This is a genomic window from Streptomyces fuscigenes, assembly GCF_021556455.1.
GTDB classification, from domain to species: domain Bacteria; phylum Actinomycetota; class Actinomycetes; order Streptomycetales; family Streptomycetaceae; genus Streptomyces; species Streptomyces fuscigenes.
This window is the reverse complement of record NZ_JAKGCV010000079.1, coordinates 1-17,686: the sequence shown is the minus strand read 5'-3', so window position 1 is coordinate 17,686 and position 17,686 is coordinate 1. Positions and strand designations below refer to the sequence as shown.

The 17,686-nt window shown below is 72.5% G+C and carries 18 protein-coding genes; 13 read left to right on the top strand and 5 right to left on the bottom strand.

From position 1 onward, the window contains the following. Positions 1–268: 268 nt before the first annotated feature. The 3 genes from L1885_RS10150 to L1885_RS10140 all read right to left on the bottom strand — a co-directional run bounded on the left by L1885_RS10150 (position 269) and on the right by L1885_RS10140 (position 3,201). Entirely contained in the window at positions 269–1,276 is a 1,008-nt protein-coding gene (locus L1885_RS10150) for a COX15/CtaA family protein (protein WP_235796703.1), read from the bottom strand. A gap of 159 nt (positions 1,277–1,435) precedes the next feature. Then, a complete protein-coding gene (locus tag L1885_RS10145; protein WP_235796702.1) occupies positions 1,436–2,248 on the bottom strand; it encodes an ABC transporter permease in 813 nt (270 codons plus the stop codon). Then, positions 2,245–3,201 carry an ABC transporter ATP-binding protein gene (locus L1885_RS10140; protein WP_235796701.1) on the bottom strand — a complete coding sequence of 319 codons (957 nt, stop codon included), beginning with the start codon at positions 3,199–3,201 and terminating at the stop codon, positions 2,245–2,247. The genes L1885_RS10145 and L1885_RS10140 overlap by 4 nt, the downstream gene beginning before the upstream one ends. A gap of 144 nt (positions 3,202–3,345) precedes the next feature. Here L1885_RS10140 and L1885_RS10135 point away from each other — a divergent pair, with 144 nt between their 5' ends. The 9 genes from L1885_RS10135 to L1885_RS10095 all read left to right on the top strand — a co-directional run bounded on the left by L1885_RS10135 (position 3,346) and on the right by L1885_RS10095 (position 11,715). Beyond that, positions 3,346–4,119 carry a helix-turn-helix transcriptional regulator gene (locus L1885_RS10135; RefSeq protein WP_235796700.1) on the top strand — a complete coding sequence of 258 codons (774 nt, stop codon included), beginning with the start codon at positions 3,346–3,348 and terminating at the stop codon, positions 4,117–4,119. Beyond that, entirely contained in the window at positions 4,116–5,537 is a 1,422-nt protein-coding gene (gene sufB, locus L1885_RS10130) for a Fe-S cluster assembly protein SufB (protein WP_235796699.1), read from the top strand. Before L1885_RS10135 ends, sufB begins: the two co-directional genes overlap by 4 nt. 77 nt (positions 5,538–5,614) lie before the next feature. After that, positions 5,615–6,799 (top strand): Fe-S cluster assembly protein SufD, encoded by a 1,185-nt coding sequence (gene sufD, locus L1885_RS10125; RefSeq protein WP_235796698.1) that lies wholly within the window; start codon positions 5,615–5,617, stop codon positions 6,797–6,799. After that, positions 6,799–7,116, top strand: a complete 318-nt coding sequence (locus tag L1885_RS10120) for a non-heme iron oxygenase ferredoxin subunit (protein WP_235796697.1) — start codon at positions 6,799–6,801, stop codon at positions 7,114–7,116. Before sufD ends, L1885_RS10120 begins: the two co-directional genes overlap by 1 nt. 7 nt (positions 7,117–7,123) lie before the next feature. Then, positions 7,124–7,888 (top strand): Fe-S cluster assembly ATPase SufC, encoded by a 765-nt coding sequence (gene sufC / locus L1885_RS10115; protein WP_235796696.1) that lies wholly within the window; start codon positions 7,124–7,126, stop codon positions 7,886–7,888. After that, positions 7,885–9,150 (top strand): cysteine desulfurase, encoded by a 1,266-nt coding sequence (locus tag L1885_RS10110; protein ID WP_308117297.1) that lies wholly within the window; start codon positions 7,885–7,887, stop codon positions 9,148–9,150. The genes sufC and L1885_RS10110 overlap by 4 nt, the downstream gene beginning before the upstream one ends. Before the next feature lie 15 nt (positions 9,151–9,165). Beyond that, the gene (gene sufU, locus L1885_RS10105) at positions 9,166–9,630 is read left to right on the top strand and encodes a Fe-S cluster assembly sulfur transfer protein SufU (RefSeq protein WP_235796695.1); all 465 of its coding nucleotides are present in this window, start codon (positions 9,166–9,168) and stop codon (positions 9,628–9,630) included. Next, positions 9,627–9,962, top strand: a complete 336-nt coding sequence (locus L1885_RS10100; protein WP_235796694.1) for a metal-sulfur cluster assembly factor — start codon at positions 9,627–9,629, stop codon at positions 9,960–9,962. The genes sufU and L1885_RS10100 overlap by 4 nt, the downstream gene beginning before the upstream one ends. A gap of 310 nt (positions 9,963–10,272) precedes the next feature. Continuing rightward, on the top strand, positions 10,273–11,715 hold the full coding sequence (locus L1885_RS10095) for a uracil-xanthine permease family protein (RefSeq protein ID WP_235796693.1): 1,443 nt from the start codon (positions 10,273–10,275) through the stop codon (positions 11,713–11,715). 52 nt (positions 11,716–11,767) lie between these two features. On the opposite strand, the gene L1885_RS10090 is transcribed toward L1885_RS10095, so the two are convergent. Then, positions 11,768–12,793 carry a hypothetical protein gene (locus L1885_RS10090; protein WP_235796692.1) on the bottom strand — a complete coding sequence of 342 codons (1,026 nt, stop codon included), beginning with the start codon at positions 12,791–12,793 and terminating at the stop codon, positions 11,768–11,770. A 357-nt stretch (positions 12,794–13,150) separates the two neighbouring features. Between L1885_RS10090 and L1885_RS10085 the strand changes: the two genes are divergently transcribed. From L1885_RS10085 to dapD, 4 genes are all read left to right on the top strand, one after another. Beyond that, positions 13,151–13,477 (top strand): DMT family transporter, encoded by a 327-nt coding sequence (locus tag L1885_RS10085; protein WP_235796691.1) that lies wholly within the window; start codon positions 13,151–13,153, stop codon positions 13,475–13,477. Next, on the top strand, positions 13,474–14,040 hold the full coding sequence (locus L1885_RS10080; RefSeq protein ID WP_235796690.1) for a TetR/AcrR family transcriptional regulator: 567 nt from the start codon (positions 13,474–13,476) through the stop codon (positions 14,038–14,040). The genes L1885_RS10085 and L1885_RS10080 overlap by 4 nt, the downstream gene beginning before the upstream one ends. Before the next feature lie 9 nt (positions 14,041–14,049). Continuing rightward, positions 14,050–14,295 carry a hypothetical protein gene (locus tag L1885_RS10075; protein ID WP_235796705.1) on the top strand — a complete coding sequence of 82 codons (246 nt, stop codon included), beginning with the start codon at positions 14,050–14,052 and terminating at the stop codon, positions 14,293–14,295. A 159-nt stretch (positions 14,296–14,454) separates the two neighbouring features. After that, complete coding sequence (dapD, locus tag L1885_RS10070; RefSeq protein WP_235796689.1) at positions 14,455–15,441, top strand: 2,3,4,5-tetrahydropyridine-2,6-dicarboxylate N-succinyltransferase; 987 nt, start codon at positions 14,455–14,457, stop codon at positions 15,439–15,441. Between the two features lie 64 nt (positions 15,442–15,505). Here the strand turns inward: dapD and L1885_RS10065 are convergent, their stop codons facing one another. Next, the gene (locus L1885_RS10065; RefSeq protein WP_235796688.1) at positions 15,506–17,341 is read right to left on the bottom strand and encodes a DUF8508 domain-containing protein; all 1,836 of its coding nucleotides are present in this window, start codon (positions 17,339–17,341) and stop codon (positions 15,506–15,508) included. Positions 17,342–17,686 lie beyond the last annotated feature (345 nt).

The window sequence follows — 17,686 nt, the reverse complement described above, 5'->3', positions numbered from 1 at the left end:
CGGCGGCCCCGGCGCGGTCGTCGAACGGCCCGGCCCCCTTCCCGTACGCGGGCAGGGGGCCGGGCCGTCGTGCGTGCGGCGCGCGCGGAGCGCGCGGATGGTGGGGGTAGGGCGGGACGGCGCGAGCGGCCGGGCGCTGTCGTCTCCGGGCGGGGACCCGGGGCTGCTGCCCCGTCCGGGCGCGACGGTGCGCGTCCGCGCCCGGATCGGGACGGGAGCCCCTGCCCGACCGGGACACGAGCGCCCCTGTCCGGGCGGGGCCTCCGCCTCAGACCGAGGCGGCCAGCGGTGCCTCCGCCACGGCGGGCGCCGCCGCCGTCTCGCGCGGACGCTCGCGCAGGCTCATGGCGACGCGCACCACGCCGATCCACACCGCGCTGATGCCCAGCATGTGCACGGCGACGAGGAGCTCGGGCACGCCGGTCGCCGACTGGATTACGCCGACGACGCCCTGGGCGAGCAGCACCAGGAGGAAGTTGCGGGCGAGGGCGCGGGTGTCGCGCGGGGCGTCGGCGAGGTGCAGGCCGATCCACAGCGCGGCGGACATCGCGACGACGAGGCAGGCGAGGCCGCCGTGCACGTACACCGTGTCCAGCCAGTCGAACGGCATCCGCGGGACCTTGCTGCTGTCGCCCGCGTGGATGCCCGAGCCGGTGGCCGCCGTGCCCGCGGCGATGAGGAGCGCCGTCGCCACGACCGTCCACGCCGCCAGGCGGCGCAGCGGCAGCGGCGCGCGGGGCCGGGCCGGCAGATCGCCCTCGCGGAAGCGCAGCCACGTCAGGGTCGTCACGGTCACGAAGACCATCGCGAGGAGCAGGTGCCCGGCGACCGTCCACGGGTTCAGCTTCACGAGGACGGTGATGCCGCCCAGCACCGCGTTCGCGACGACCAGCCAGAACTGCGACCAGGCCAGGCGCGTGACGGACCGGCGGCGGGGCTTCGAGCAGCGGGCCGCGATGATCGCCCAGCCGACGACGACGCAGAGCACGTCCGTCAGCATGCGGTTGCTGAACTCGATGGCTCCGTGCAGGCCCAGCGCGGGCGTGGCCGTGAGGCTGCCGTCGGAGCACTTGGGCCAGGTGGGGCAGCCGAGACCCGAGCTCGTGAGGCGGACCGCGCCGCCCGTGACGACGATGATCACGCTCGTCACCACCGCCGCGAGCAGCGAGTACCGGACCAGGCGGTCCGACGGTGACCAGCGTGCGGCCAGGAAGGCCAGGGGGTTGCGGGCCGCTTCGGCCACGGCTCCCCGGGTGACGTTCGGCATGGGGTTCATCGTAGGCGTCCGCTTGTGCAGGTTTTCACGAGGGGTGCCGGGCGGTGGCGCCGGGCTTCTCGCAAGGCGCGGTGCCGGGCGGGCGGCGCACGGCATGTCCCGACCGGCGCGGGGCCCGGGGCGCGGCCCCGGCGAGCGCGCCGGGGCCTTTCCCGGCGCTCACTCCCAGCGGAAGAACGCCCCTGCCGCGCCCAGTCCCGCCACGGACCAGCCGGCCAGCACGCCGAGGTCGCGCCACGGCACCGGCGCACCGTGCTGGAGCACGGTCCGCAGGCCGTCGGACAGCGCGGCGATCGGCAGCAGCTGGAGCACCTCGCGCGCGGCGTCGGGGAACTTGTCGAGCGGCACGATCACCCCGCCCGCGACCAGCAGCAGGATGAACACCAGGTTGGCTGCGGCGAGCGTCACCTCGGCCTTCAGCGTGCCGGCCATCAGCAGCCCGAGGCCGGAGAACGCGGCCGTACCGAGGACCATCAGCGCGACGACGGCCCCGGGGTTGCCGTGCGGGGACCAGCCCAGCAGCAGCGCGATGGCGGCCAGCAGCGCGACCTGGAGCACCTCGGTGACGAGCACGCACAGCGTCTTGGCGGTCATCAGCCCCCAGCGGGGCAGCGGGGACGCGCCGAGGCGCTTGAGCACCCCGTAGCGCCGGTCGAAGCCGGTCGCGATGGCCTGCCCGGTGAAGGCGGTGGACATGACGGCGAGCGCCAGGATGCCCGGCGCCAGGAAGTCCACGGAGGCGCCCCGGCCGGTGTCCACGATGTCCACCGTCGAGAAGAGGACCAGCAGCAGCGAGGGGATGACGACCGTGAGCAGCAGCTGCTCGCCGTTGCGCAGCAGCAGCTTCGTCTCGAACGCGGCCTGCGCCCCGATCATGCGCAGCAGCGGGGCCGCGCCGGGCGCCGGGGCGTACGTCCCGGCGCCGGTGGCGGCGGCCGTGCTCGGGCCCGCGGGGCCGGCGGTGGCGGTCATCGGCGCAGCTCCTTGCCGGTCAGTTCGAGGAAGACGTCCTCCAGGGAATGGCGCTCCACGGAGATGCCGTCCGGCATGACGCCGTGCTGGGCGCACCAGGAGGTGACGGTCGCGAGCAGCTGCGGGTCGACGGTCCCGGCGATCCGGTACGAACCGGGCGTCAGCTCGGCGGCCTGGGAGCCGTCCGGCAGGGCCTTGAGCAGCGACCCGAGGTCGAGGCCGGGCCGGCCCGTGAAGCGCAGCGTGTTCTCGGCGCCGCCCCGGCACAGCGTCTCCGGGTCGCCCTGGGCGACGACGCGCCCCGCGTCCACGATGACGACGTCGTCGGACAGGCTCTCGGCCTCGTCCATGAAGTGCGTGCTCAGCACGACGGTGACGCCGTCCGCACGCAGCTCCCGGATCAGCTGCCAGGTCGCGTGGCGGGCCTGCGGGTCGAGGCCGGCGGTCGGCTCGTCGAGGAAGACCAGCTCGGGCCGGCCGACCACGGCGAGCGCCAGCGCCAGCCGCTGCTGCTGCCCGCCGGAGAGGCGCCGGTAGGTGGTGCGCCCGCACGACTCGAGGCCGAGGCGCTCGATCAGCGCGTCCACGTCGAGCGGGTTCGCGTGGAGCTTCGCCATGTGGCGGAGCATCTCTCCGGCGCGTGCGCCGGAGTACACGCCACCCGACTGGAGCATCACGCCGATCCTGGGCCGCAGCCGGGCGGCGTCGGCCACCGGGTCGAGGCCGAGGACGCGTACGGTGCCCTCGTCGGGTCTGCGGTAGCCCTCGCAGGTCTCCATCGTGGTGGTCTTGCCCGCGCCGTTGGGGCCGAGCACCGCCGTCACCGTGCCCGCGCGCACATGCAGGTCCAGGCCGTCCACGGCGGTCTTGTTCCCGTAGCGCTTGACCAGGCCCCGGATCGACACGGCCGGGTCGGGCCCGCCGCCGGCCACGTCGGGGGAGTCGCTGTGCATGGGCGAAGTCTAGGCAGCGGCCCGCGCGGCCCCGCCAGGGGGGAGCGGCACCGCTTCCTTAGGTGACCCTAAGTGACACAGGGCACCGCTGATCGTGGCTCACCGTGGTTGTCATGCCGCCTCGAATTACGCAACAATGGCGTTGTGAAAAACGTCGGCGAGACTCGGGAGGCCCCCATGGGAACCCCGCAGGACGATCTGGCGACCGGTGAGCACTCCACGCGCGGCCGCGTCGCGCGCTCCATCCTGGACCACGGCCCCTCGACGGTCGCGGAGCTGGCCGAGCGCCTCGGCCTCACGGCCGCCGCCGTGCGCCGCCATCTGGACGCCCTCGTCGCCGAGACCGTCGTGGAGCCCCGCGAGCAGCGCGTCTACGGCTCGCGCGGGCGCGGGCGCCCCGCGAAGGCCTTCGCGCTGACCGCCTGCGGCAGGGACGCCTTCGACCAGTCCTACGACAAGCTCGCCGCCGACGCGCTGGGCTGGATCGCGACCGCCGCCGGCGGCGGCGAGCAGGGCGAGGCCGCCGTCACCGCGTTCGCCCGCGCGAGGATCGCCGCCCAGACCGGGGCCTACCGCGGCCGCGTCGAGGCCGCCGCCCCCGAGAACCGGGCCCAGGCGCTCGCCGACGCGCTCAGCGCCGACGGCTACGCGGCGACCACCCGCTCCGCGCCGAACGGCCAGGGCGAGCAGCTCTGCCAGCACCACTGCCCGGTCGCCCACGTGGCCGAGCAGTTCCCGCAGCTCTGCGAGGCCGAGACGGAGGCGTTCTCGCACCTCCTCGGCACGCACGTGCAACGCCTCGCCACCATCGCCCACGGCGACGGCGTGTGCACGACCTTCGTCCCGGGGACGCCGCAGGGCGCCGCCCCCGACACCGACCCCACCAGTGAAAGCACAGCCGGGAGGAACCCCGCATGACGCTCCCCACGGAGACCGCCCACCCCGAGCTCGAGGGCCTGGGCACGTACGAATTCGGCTGGGCCGACCCCGACACCGCCGGTGCCGCCGCCAAGCGCGGCCTCTCCGAAGAGGTCGTCCGCGACATCTCGGCGAAGAAGAACGAGCCCGAGTGGATGCTGAAGCTGCGCCTCAAGGGCCTCAAGCTGTTCGGCAAGAAGCCCATGCCCAACTGGGGCTCGGACCTGTCGGGCATCGACTTCGACAACATCAAGTACTTCGTGCGCTCCACGGAGAAGCAGGCGGAGTCCTGGGAGGACCTGCCCGAGGACATCAAGAACACGTACGACAAGCTCGGCATCCCCGAGGCGGAGAAGCAGCGCCTCGTCGCCGGTGTCGCCGCGCAGTACGAGTCCGAGGTGGTCTACCACCAGATCCGTGAGGACCTGGAGTCGCAGGGCGTCATCTTCCTGGACACCGACACGGCCCTCAAGGAGCACCCGGAGCTCTTCAAGGAGTACTTCGGCACGGTCATCCCGGTCGGCGACAACAAGTTCGCGTCGCTCAACACGTCCGTGTGGTCCGGCGGCTCCTTCATCTACGTGCCGAAGGGCGTGCACGTCGACATCCCGCTCCAGGCCTACTTCCGCATCAACACGGAGAACATGGGCCAGTTCGAGCGGACGCTGATCATCGTCGACGAGGACGCCTACGTCCACTACGTCGAGGGCTGCACCGCCCCGATCTACTCCTCCGACTCGCTGCACAGCGCCGTCGTGGAGATCATCGTCAAGAAGGGCGGCCGCTGCCGCTACACGACGATCCAGAACTGGTCGAGCAACGTGTACAACCTCGTCACCAAGCGTGCCGTGGCGTACGAGGGCGCGACGATGGAGTGGGTCGACGGCAACATCGGCTCCAAGGTCACCATGAAGTACCCGGCCGTCTACCTGATGGGCGAGCACGCCAAGGGCGAGACGCTCTCCATCGCGTTCGCGGGCGAGGGCCAGCACCAGGACGCCGGCGCGAAGATGGTGCACATGGCGCCCAACACGTCGTCGAACATCGTCTCCAAGTCGGTGGCGCGCGGCGGCGGCCGGACCTCCTACCGCGGCCTGATCGAGATCGGCGAGGGCGCCGAGGGCTCCAAGTCCAACGTGCTGTGCGACGCGCTGCTGGTCGACACGATCTCCCGCTCGGACACCTACCCCTACGTGGACGTGCGCGAGGACGACGTGTCCATGGGCCACGAGGCCACGGTCTCCAAGGTCTCCGAGGACCAGCTGTTCTACCTCATGAGCCGCGGCCTGTCGGAGTTCGAGGCGATGGCGATGATCGTGCGCGGCTTCGTCGAGCCGATCGCCAAGGAGCTCCCGATGGAGTACGCGCTGGAACTCAACCGGCTGATCGAGCTGCAGATGGAGGGCGCGGTCGGCTGACGGCCGAGGCGCCCGCCCCGGATCCGGGGTACACACAGACAGCACCGAAGACAGACAGAGAGAACACGACGACAGCCATGGCTGAGGCCCAGAATTCCCCCGCTCCGGCGGGTTCCACGACCACCGGCGCCATCGCGGTCGCGGCGGAGTCCGGCGTGGCGACGCGCAACAGCGCGGCGCCCTCCTACGACGTCGGCGACTTCCCCGTCCCGCACGGCCGCGAGGAGGAGTGGCGCTTCACCCCGCTGGAGCGGCTGCGCGGACTCCACGACGGCAGCGCCGTCGCCGACGGGGGCGTGCGCACCGAGGTGACCGCGCCCGCGGGCGTCACGCAGGAGACCGTGGGCCGCGACGACCCGCGCGTCGGCAGGGCGGGCGTCCCGGCCGACCGCGTGGCCGCGCAGGCGTACTCCGCGTTCGAGAAGGCGTCCGTGATCACGGTCCCGAAGGAGACCGTGCTCGGCGAGCCGATCCGCATCGCCGTGCACGGCCAGGGCGGTGTCGCCTACGCGCACCAGGTGATCGAGCTCGGCGCGTTCGCCGAGGCGGTCGTCGTCCTCGACCACACGGGCGAAGCGGTGATCGCGGGCAACGTCGACTTCCTCGTCGGCGACGGCGCCAAGCTCACCGTCGTGTCCGTGCAGGACTGGGACGAGAAGGCCGTCCACGTGGCGCAGCACAACGCGCGCCTCGGCCGCGACGCGTCCTTCAAGTCGGTCGTCGTCACCTTCGGCGGCGACGTCGTGCGGCTCCAGCCGCGCGTCGAGTACGCGGGCCCCGGCGGCGACGCCCAGCTGTTCGGCCTGTACTTCACCGACGAGGGCCAGCACCAGGAGCACCGCCTCTTCGTCGACCACAACACCCCGCACTGCAAGTCGAACGTCGCCTACAAGGGAGCCCTGCAGGGCGACGACGCGCACGCGGTGTGGATCGGCGACGTGCTGATCCGCGCGGCGGCCGAGGGCACCGACACCTACGAGATGAACCGCAACCTCGTCCTCACCGACGGCGCCCGCGTCGACTCCGTGCCGAACCTGGAGATCGAGACCGGCGAGATCGCCGGCGCCGGCCACGCCTCCGCGACCGGCCGCTTCGACGACGAGCAGCTGTTCTACCTGATGGCGCGCGGCATCCCCGAGGTCGAGGCGCGCCGGCTCGTCGTGCGCGGCTTCTTCGCGGAACTCGTCCAGCAGATCGGCCTGCCGGACGTCGAGGAGCGCCTGCTCGCGAAGATCGAGACGGAGCTGGAGGCGTCCGTCTGATGGCCTTCGCCCGCGTCTGCTCGCTCAGCGAGCTCGAGGACGACACGCCGATGCGCGTCGAACTCGACGGCACCCCCGTCTCCGTCGTCCGCACGGAGGGCGAGGTGTTCGCGATCAACGACATCTGCTCGCACGCGAACGTCTCCCTCTCCGAGGGCGAGGTCGAGAACTGCCAGATCGAGTGCTGGCTGCACGGCTCCAGCTTCGACCTGCGCACCGGCAAGCCGTCCGGACTGCCCGCGACGCGCCCCGTCCCCGTATACCCCGTTCAGATCCAAGGGGACGATGTGCTCGTCTCCGTCACACAGGAGTCCTGAGGCACCCATGGCAACGCTCGAAATCAACGACCTGCACGTCACCGTCGATGCGGAAGGCGGCCCCCGCGAGATCCTCAAGGGCGTCGACCTGACCGTCAAGCAGGGCGAGACGCACGCCATCATGGGCCCCAACGGCTCCGGCAAGTCGACGCTCGCCTACTCGCTGGCGGGGCACCCCAAGTACACGGTCACCGGCGGCACCGTCACCCTCGACGGCGAGGACGTCCTCGCGATGACCGTGGACGAGCGGGCCCGCGCCGGCGTCTTCCTCGCCATGCAGTACCCGGTCGAGGTCCCCGGCGTCTCCGTCTCCAACTTCCTGCGCACCTCCGCCACCGCGATCCGCGGCGAGGCGCCCAAGCTGCGCACCTGGGTGAAGGAGGTCAAGGAGACGATGGAGAACCTCCAGATCGACCCGGCCTTCGCCGAGCGCAACGTGAACGAGGGCTTCTCCGGCGGCGAGAAGAAGCGCCACGAGATCCTCCAGCTCGAACTGCTCAAGCCGCACATCGCGATCCTCGACGAGACCGACTCCGGCCTCGACGTGGACGCGCTGCGCATCGTGTCCGAGGGCGTCAACCGGGTCCGCGAGACCGGCACCGTCGGCACGCTGCTGATCACCCACTACACGCGCATCCTGCGCTACATCAAGCCCGACTTCGTCCACGTCTTCGCGCAGGGCCGCATCGCCGAGTCCGGCGGCGCCGAGCTCGCCGACAAGCTGGAGAACGAGGGCTACGAGGCATACGTGAAGGGAGGCGTAACGGCGTGACACAGACGCGGGAACTGCACGGCCTGCTGGACACGGAGGCGATCCGCAAGGACTTCCCGATCCTCGACCGGCCGGTCCACGACGACCGCACGCTCGTGTACCTGGACAACGCGGCGACGTCCCAGACGCCGCGCCAGGTCCTCGACACGATGACCGGGTACTACGAGCGGCACAACGCCAACGTGCACCGGGGCGTGCACGTCCTCGCCGAGGAGGCCACGGCGCTGTACGAGGGCGCGCGCGACAAGATCGCGTCCTTCGTCAACGCGCCCAGCCGCGACGAGGTGATCTTCACGAAGAACGCCTCGGAGTCGCTGAACCTCGTCGCCAACATGCTCGGCTGGGCCGACGAGCCCTACCGCGTCGACTCCGACACCGAGATCGTCATCACGGAGATGGAGCACCACTCCAACATCGTGCCGTGGCAGCTGCTCTCGCAGCGCACGGGCGCGAAGCTGAAGTGGTTCGGCCTCACCGACGACGGCCGCCTCGACCTGTCGAACATCGAGGAGGTCATCACCGAGAAGACGAAGATCGTCTCCTTCGTGCTGGTCTCCAACATCCTCGGCACGCACAACCCCGTCGAGGCGATCGTCCGCAGGGCGCAGCAGGTCGGCGCGCTCGTGATGATCGACGCGTCGCAGGCCGCCCCGCACATGCCGCTGGACGTGCAGGCGCTGCAGGCCGACTTCGTCGCCTTCACCGGGCACAAGATGCTCGGCCCGACCGGCATCGGCGTCCTGTGGGGCCGGCAGGAGCTGCTGGAGGACCTGCCGCCGTTCCTCGGCGGCGGCGAGATGATCGAGACCGTGTCGATGCACTCGTCCACGTACGCGCCGGCCCCGCACAAGTTCGAGGCCGGCACCCCGCCGATCGCCGAGGCCGTGGGTCTCGGCGCGGCCGTGGACTACCTGAGCGCCATCGGCATGGACAAGATCCTCGCGCACGAGAAGGCCCTCACGGCGTACGCCGTCGAGCGCCTCCTCCAGGTGCCCGACCTGCGCATCATCGGCCCCACCACGGCCGAGGAGCGCGGCGCCGCGATCTCGTTCACGCTGGGCGACATCCACCCGCACGACGTGGGCCAGGTACTGGACGAACAGGGCATCGCCGTCCGGGTCGGCCACCACTGCGCGCGGCCCGTCTGCCTCCGGTACGGAATTCCCGCGACCACCAGGGCGTCGTTCTATCTGTACTCCACCCCGGCCGAGGTGGACGCCTTGGTCGACGGCCTGGAGCACGTCCGTAACTTCTTCGGATAGGGACAGGGCCGAGTCGTGAAACTGGATTCGATGTACCAGGACGTCATCCTGGACCACTACAAGCACCCGCACGGGCGCGGTCTCAGAGACGGCGACGCCGAGGTGCACCACGTCAACCCGACCTGCGGTGACGAGATCACGCTGCGCGTGCGCTACGAGGGCGAGCGCATCGCGGACGTCAGCTACGAGGGGCAGGGCTGCTCGATCAGCCAGGCCAGCGCCTCCGTGCTGAACGACCTGCTGGTCGGCAAGGACCTCGCCGAGGCGCAGCAGATCCAGGGCACGTTCCTGGAGCTGATGCAGTCCAAGGGGCAGGTCGAGCCCGACGACGCGATGGAGGAGGTGCTGGAGGACGCCGTGGCGTTCGCCGGCGTCTCCAAGTACCCCGCGCGCGTCAAGTGCGCCCTGCTGAGCTGGATGGCCTGGAAGGACGCGACGGCCCAGGCCCTGGGCGAGAGCGCGCGGAAGGAGACGGCATGAGCGAGAACGAGACCCTGATGAAACCGGCCTCGGAGGACGAGGTCCGCGAGGCGCTGTACGACGTCGTCGACCCCGAGCTCGGCATCGACGTCGTCAACCTCGGCCTCATCTACGGGATGCACATCGACGACGACAATGTCGTCACCCTGGACATGACGCTGACGTCCGCGGCCTGCCCGCTGACCGACGTGATCGAGGACCAGGCCAAGTCGGCCACCGACGGCATCGTCAACGAGCTGCGCATCAACTGGGTCTGGATGCCGCCGTGGGGCCCCGAGAAGATCACGGACGACGGGCGCGAGCAGCTGCGCGCGCTCGGCTTCAACGTCTGAGCCGCTCCACCCGGTCGTCCGCGCGCGACAGGTGATCACCGTCGCGCCGCCGGACGCGCACGGGTCCCGAGGGCCCCTGGACGGCGGGTGTCATCCCCGCCGTCCAGGGGCCCTCCGCCGTGCCCGGGTCCTGCCCGCGCCCTGCCCGCGGGCAGCCGGTTTGGCCAGAACTGGCTGTTCCGCTTTAAATGAACTGTTCGATTCGGGTCCCGGCCGGCGTACGGCGGGACCCGCCGCATGCCGGGCCGCGATGCGCCGGCCGGCGCCCCGGCCGCGGGGAGGCGGAAGAAGCGAGAACGGGAGAGCAGTCATGGCGGGCTTCGGGTGGAAGCTGCACGGCGACGGCAAGCACCTGGGGCCGGGGGACATCGTCAAGCCGGGCGAGCGGCTGAGCTGGGGCCGCACGGTCGGCCTCGGGGCCCAGCACGTCGTCTCGATGATCGGCGCGTGCTTCGTCGCGCCCGTGCTGATGGGCCTGGACCCGAGCCTCGCGCTGATGGCGTCCGGCGTGGCGACCGCCCTGTTCCTGCTCGCCACGCGGGGTCGCGTGCCCAGCTATCTCGGCTCGTCGCTGTCCTTCGTCGGCGTCTCCGCGGCGATCGCGGGGCAGGGCGGCGACACCGGCACCCTCACCGGTGCGATGCTCGTCGTCGGGGCGTGCCTCGCGGGCTGCGGCATCGCCGTCCAGGTGCTCGGCGCGCGGATCATCCACGCCGTCCTGCCGCCGCCGGTCACCGGCGCGGTGGTCATGCTGATCGGCTTCAACCTGGCGCCCGTCACCGCCGCCACCTACTGGCCGCAGGACCAGTGGACGGCGCTCGCCACCATGGTCTTCACCGGACTCGCGCTCGTCGTGCTGCGCGGCTTCTGGTCCCGCGTCGCGATCTTCCTCGGCCTCCTCTTCGGCTACCTGCTGTCCTGGGTCCTCGACCGCACCGCGGGCCGGATCCACTCGGCCGACGGCTCCGGCAAGGTCGTCGACCACTGGCGCATCGACTTCTCCGGTGTCGGCAAGGCCGACTGGATCGGCCTCCCGCACTTCCACGGCCCGAACTTCACCGGCTCCGCCGTCCTCGTCGCGCTGCCCGTCCTCATCGCCCTGCTCGCCGAGAACACGGGACACATCAAGGCCGTCGGCGAGATGACCGGCGACCCGCTGGACGACAAGATGGGCACCGCGATCGTGGCGGACGGCGCGGCGACGGTGCTGTCCACCGCCTTCGGCGGCCCGGCCACCACGACGTACGCGGAGAACATCGGCGTCATGGCCGCGACCCGCGTCTACTCGACCGCCGCGTACTGGGCCGCCGCCTGCTTCGCCCTGCTGTTCGGCCTCTGCCCGAAGTTCGGCGCGGTCGTCGCCGCCATCCCGGGCGGCGTGCTCGGCGGGATCACCGTCATCCTCTACGGCATGATCGGGCTGCTCGGCGCTCAGATCTGGATCCGCAACAAGGTCGACTTCTCGCAGCCGCTGAACCTGGTCCCGGCCGCGACCGGTGTGATCATCGGCGTCGGCGGGGTCTCGCTGAAGATCACCGGCAGCTTCGTGCTGAGCGGCATCGCGCTCGGCACGCTCGTCGTGCTGACCTCGTACCACGGGCTGCGCTGGCTGTCGAAGACGGCCGGCACCCCCCAGCCCCCGCTGCTGGACGGCGGGACGGTGGAGTACGGCGCGGGGGCGGAGGAGGAGCCGGCGGGCGGCGCGCCCGCGTCCGGTGACGGACCGGGCGCCGGGGGGCCGGGCAGGTCCTGACCCGGCCGCGCGCCCCCGCGGGAGCGGCCCCCGTGCGGCGCGGCCGCCGGCCTCACAGGGCGCGGATCAGCTCCCCGGCCAGGCCCTCGGCACGCATCCTGCGGTCCACGTACGCCATCGCCAGCACCAGTTGCGGGTAGAGCAGGACCAGCAGTTCGACGAGGAACGCCAGGGCGAGGAGGACGACCGGGAAGAGGACGATCGCCACCGGCGCCAGGGGCTCGCCGTGGTGCGAGACGGCGAACGCCCCGAGCAGCGCGATCCAGCCCACCAGTTCGAGCACCAGATTGACGGCCGCCGCCGCCGCGCCCGCGATCATCCCCGCCACGGCCACCAGCCCGAACGTCCGCCACCAGGCGCCCCGCACGAGCCGACGGGAGCGGCGCAGAGCCTGAAGCGGGCGGGCCGACTCGGCGACCGCCGCCACCGGGGCGAGGCTCAGCTGCACGCCGAGCCACAGCACCACCGGGACGCAGGCGAGGGCCAGGAGCCAGCCCAGGACCAGGGCGAGGGCGCCGGGCCGGCCGGACGGCGAGAAGCCGCCGAGGGCGAGGGCGGCCAGGGCCAAGACAGCGATCGGCAGCAGGGCCGGCAGCCCCGCCAGCAGATGGACCACGAACGACCGCCGGGCGCCGCGCAGCGCCCGGCCCAGCAGGTCGCGGTAGCCCAGGGGGCGGCCGAGGACACCCTCCTGCACGGCGGCCGTGCACGCGGCCAGGACGAGGGACTGCGCGGCGGCGAGGGCGAGCAGCCCGAGGACGCCGAGCAGCGCGAAGGACACGACGGCCGGGGCGCCGGCCGCGGCCCACAAGTCCCCGCCCCCGTCGCGCAGACGGTCGGCCGTCGCCTCGATCCGCGCGGCGAAGACCGCCGCCGTCGCGCCCACCGCGATCGCGCCGAGCACGAGCGCCGCGCCGAACGCCGTCAGCGCCACCGCGACGAGCCGGCTCCAGAAGCGGCCGAAGGTCGCCAGTCCGCCGCCCAGCACCTGCCAGAAGTCGAGCGGTGCCAGCGGTATCGTCCCCGGCCTCGGCGGCGCCCAGGGATACCGGGCGCCCGGCCAGTGAGCCGCAGGCACGGACGGCCCGGGGCCGTACCCGCCCGGGACCGGGCCGCCGCCGGGGACGGGCCCGCCCGGCGACGCACCGTCCGGCGCCGCCTGTCCCGGCGCGCCGGTGCCCGGTTGCACCCGCGAGCCGCTCCGCGCTCCGGAGCTCTCGCCGCCCGGTCCGCAACCACTCGAACCACTCGAACCGCTCGAACCGCTCCAACCGCTCGAACCACTCGAACCACTCGTGTCCGCCATCGTGCGTCCCCCCACTCGGATGCGGCACAAGGTAGCGGGCCCCGCGGGGGGCGCCGGGAGCGGGACGGTGACCTGGGTGCGGCGACGCGGTGTGTACGGTCGTACACAGCTATGTGTACGCTCGTACGCATGGGATACGTGCTGCTCGCAGGGGCCATCGCGGCGGAGATCGCCGCCACCACCGCCATGAAGTACAGCGAGGGATTCACCCGGCTGTGGCCCTCGCTCGTGACGCTGTGCGGCTACGTCGTCTCGTACACGCTGCTGTCGGGAACCCTCAGGACCATGTCCGTCGGTACCGCGTACGCGATCTGGGCGGGTGCGGGAACGGCCGTGATGGCCGTGATCGGCGTGCTGTTCCTGCACGAGTCCGTGAGTCCGGTTCGGCTCGCGGGTGTCGGGCTGGTTATCGTCGGGGTCGTGTTCCTGAACCTCGGCGGAAGCTCCTCTCCGTGACGCGTCGCTACGACCCCGACCGGCGGCAGCGGCTCATCGACGCCGCGATCCGGGTGGTGGGCCGCTCCGGGATCGCCGGGCTCAGCCACCGCACCGTGGCCGCCGAGGCCGACGTGCCGCTCGGCTCCACCACCTATCACTTCGCCTCCCTGGACGAGCTGTTGATCGCGGCGCTGCGCCAGGCCAACGAGGGCTTCGCGACCCTCATCCGGGACGGCGCCCCGCCCGCCGGCGCCGACGCCGACCTGGCGGCCGTCCTCGCCCGGCTCACCGGGCAGTGGCTCGCCGGCGACCGGGGCGGCGCCGAGCTGGAGTACGAGCTCTACCTCGCGGCGCTGCGCAGGCCCGCGCTGCGGCCCGTGGCCGCCGAATGGACGGACGCGGTCGCCGGGATACTGTCCGCGCGCACGGACCCCACCACGGCCCGCGCCCTCGTCGCCCTCCTCGACGGGATCTGCCTCCAAGTCCTGCTGACCGGCGGCGAGTACGACGAGGCCTACGCCCGCGAGATGCTCGCGCGCGTCCTGCGGCCGCCGGTGCCCACCGCGCCGGCCGCCGAGTAGATTGGCCGCGTGAACACGCCCGTACCGCCCGATCCCGAGCCGCGGCAGCAGCCGGGCGACCCCGGCGACCCGGGACCCGAGATCACCTACGCCGAGTGCCGCCAGTGCGGCACCCTCATCGCCGGCCTGGACGGGCGCTACAGCTGCGGCGTGTGCGGCTGGGTCAACCACCACTCGGAGGGCCACCGCGCCCTGCCGCGCGCCGAGGACGACCGCTTCCGCCTCCGGGGCGGGGACGCCAACCGGCTGGGCTGACGCGGGGCCTGCCGGGCCGCAGGCGGGGCGCTTCGGGGACGGGCCCGGATCGCCGTGCGACGGCCGCGGCCCCGCCGCGCCCCCTGGTCCGGCAGGCCGCCCCCGCGTGCCGTGCGGGCCGGTTCGCCGTGAAGGAGCGGGTGCGGATAGGTTTTCGGTATGACCGATACGACCTCCCGCCCCACCGGCGCGGCCGCCGCCGGCCTCGCCACCGTCGCCGCCGACGGAACCGTGCTGGACACCTGGTTCCCCGCCCCCGAGCTGCTCGCCGAGCCGGGCCCCGCGGGCACCGAGCGCCTCTCCGCCGAGCGCGCCGCGCAGCTGCTCGGCGAGGCGGCCGGGCGTGCCGTGGGCCCCGACCCGCGCCGCGGCGTCGAGGTCGTCGCCGTCCGCACGGTCATCTCGTCGCTCGACGAGAAGCCGCTCGACGCGCACGACGTGTACCTGCGCCTGCACCTGCTCAGCCACCGTCTCGTGCGGCCCCACGGCCAGAACCTCGACGGCATCTTCGGGCTCCTCGCGAACGTCGCCTGGACCTCGCTCGGCCCCGTCGCCGTGGACACGCTGGAGACCGTCCGCCTCAACGCGCGCGCCGACGGCCTGCACCTCCAAGTCGTGTCCGTCGACAAGTTCCCGCGCATGACGGACTACGTCGCGCCCCAGGGCGTGCGCATCGCCGACGCCGACCGCGTCCGCCTCGGCGCGCACCTCGCCGCCGGCACCACCGTGATGCACGAGGGCTTCGTCAACTACAACGCCGGCACGCTCGGCACGTCGATGGTCGAGGGCCGGATCTCGCAGGGCGTCGTGCTCGGCGACGGCTCCGACATCGGCGGCGGCGCCTCCACCATGGGCACGCTGTCCGGCGGCGGCAAGGAGCGCATCGTCATCGGCGAGCGCTGCCTCATCGGCGCCGAGGCCGGCGTGGGCATCGCGCTCGGCGACGAGTGCGTGGTCGAGGCCGGCCTGTACGTCACGGCGGGCACGCGGGTCACGCTGCCCGACGGCCAGGTCGTCAAGGCGCGCGAGCTGTCCGGCGCGAGCAACATCCTCTTCCGCCGCAACTCCGAGACCGGCCGGGTCGAGGCGCGCCCCAACAACGCGGTCTGGGACGGCCTCAACGACGTCCTGCACGCCCACAACTGACGAGGCGCGGGACGGGGACCCACGGGCCGGGCAGGCGGGCGGACCGCCGCCCGGCCCCGTCGCGTCACGGGCGCAGGCGCAGCACCTGCGGGTCGTGGTCGCTGTCCTGCTGGGCGAACTCGGCGTTGATGTGCACGCTGTCGTACTGGAAGTCGGTGATCGACGGCGTGGTCAGGATGTGGTCGAGCGTCTGCGTGTTGCCGTTGTAGACGTACGAATAGCGCTCCGGGACCGGCAGCGTGTCGATGTCGTCGTCGAGCACCCCGCCCTTGGTCAGGGTGGCGAGCGTGCCGGAGAACTGGAAGTCGTTCAGGTCGCCCAGGACGACCACGTCGGCGTCCTTCTTCACCTTGCGGACGTCCTTGACGAAGGAGTTGACGGCCGCCGCCTGCTCCTGCCGCTGGACCTCGGAGGAGCGGGTGCCCGGCTGGTGCTGCGAGGTCAGCGACTCGTCGCCGCCCTTCGAGATGAAGTGGTTCGAGACCAGGAACACCGTCCTGCCCTGGAAGGTGAACTCGCCGACGAGCGGCTTGCGGCTGTCCGTCCAGGCCGGGTTCGCGGGGTCGAGGCGGCCGGGGGAGAGCGTCAGGTCAGGGCCGTTCTTGGTGGAGACGACCTGCGTGCCGGTGGTCGCGTCGGCGGTGCCGCGGTCCACGAAGGACACCCGGGCCGGGTTGTAGAGGAAGACGTTGCGGATGTTGCCGCCGGGCTGCCCGCCGTCCTTGTCGTTCTCCGGGGCCACCGAGCGCCAGGCGTACGTCGGGCCGCCGTGCGCGGCGATCGCGTCGATGAACTTCTGGACGGTCACGCCCGCCGTGACCGTGCCGTCGTCCGTCGCGCCGCTGTCGTCCTGGATCTCCTCCAGCGACAGGATGTCGGGGGAGGAGAGGTTCGTGACGACGGCGGACGCCAGCGAGTCGAACTTGGACTGCGGGTCGCTCGGCGCCAGGTTCTCGACGTTGTAGGTGGAGACGGCGAGCTGGTCCTTCTTCTGCTTGGCCGTCACCTCCCGCTTGAGGCCCTTGTCGACGACGGTGCCCAACTGGCCCGCCACCAGCGTGTAGCCGCCGAACTGGTTGAAGTCCAGGGGCCCCTCGGTCGTGCCCTTGAGCTGGTCGCCGACGTTGGCGACCGGGAAGGCGTGGTCGGTCGTGGAGGCCTGCTGCTGGATCTGGACGCGCCCGGTGTTCTGCTCGTCGTAGGAGCCGTAGACCGTGCCGCCGCGGCGGTCCGCGTTCTCCGAGGGCTTGACCGTCACCCACAGCTCGGCGAAGGCGTCGGTCGCGCCGACGACGCGCGTGTTCGCGACGCTGACGTTCATGCCCTCCAGGGACTCGTAGTAGTCGAGGGCGTAGGCCTTGGGCTTCAGCCGGAGGCCGTTGACGGAGTTGCCGGTGGCGGGCGTGCCGGCCGGCGCGTAGGCGGCGGGCACGGACTTCGCGGTGATCCGCACGGGCGCGGGCAGCGCGTTGCCGGAGGAGACGACCGTCACCTTCGCGTTCGACGAGGTCAGTTCGGTCACGGACTGCTCGCCCGTGGCCGCGCCGCCGGGCACGAACTCGCTGACCGTCCCGGCCACCTGGACGCTGTCGCCCACCTTCACCGTGGGGGAGGAGCCGGTGTAGACGAACAGGCCCTCGCTGGTGGCCGGGTCGTTGTCCGGCTTCGGGTCCTGGAACCAGAAGCCGCGCGAACTGCCGTACGCCCGCACCCCGGTGACGATGCCCGGCACGTCCGCGACGGGCGAGCCCACGAGCGGCGAGATCCGGGTCGTGCCCTGGATGCCGTGGATCCGGACGTCCGCGGCGGAGGCCGGCGTGGCGGTCACGATCAGACCGGCCGCGAGGGCGAGCGACACGAGCGCCGGGACGGCGGCGGTTCTCGGCAGGGAAGAACGCATCAAGGACTCCGAGGGTGGAGGGCGGCGGCGGTGGCGGGTGCCGTGGACGCCGTGGATGTCTACGCGCGTCAATCTCCGCTCTGGCCCCGGAACGTGTCAAGAGCGCATGCGTGTACGGGTGTTGTCCACGCGGTGAACCGCAGCCGGGGCCGCCCGCCGCGCCGGCGCCCTGGCAGCCCCCGCAGGGACCCGGCTACGGATACCCGGCCGTGCCGCCGCAGCAGGGGGGCTATGGCTTCCCCCAGCCGGGCACCCCCGAGGCCGCGCAGCCCGCCGGCTACGGCTTCCCCCAGCCCGGCGCGCCCGTGGCGCCGCAGCCGCCCGCCGCGGGCGGCAGCTCCCGCC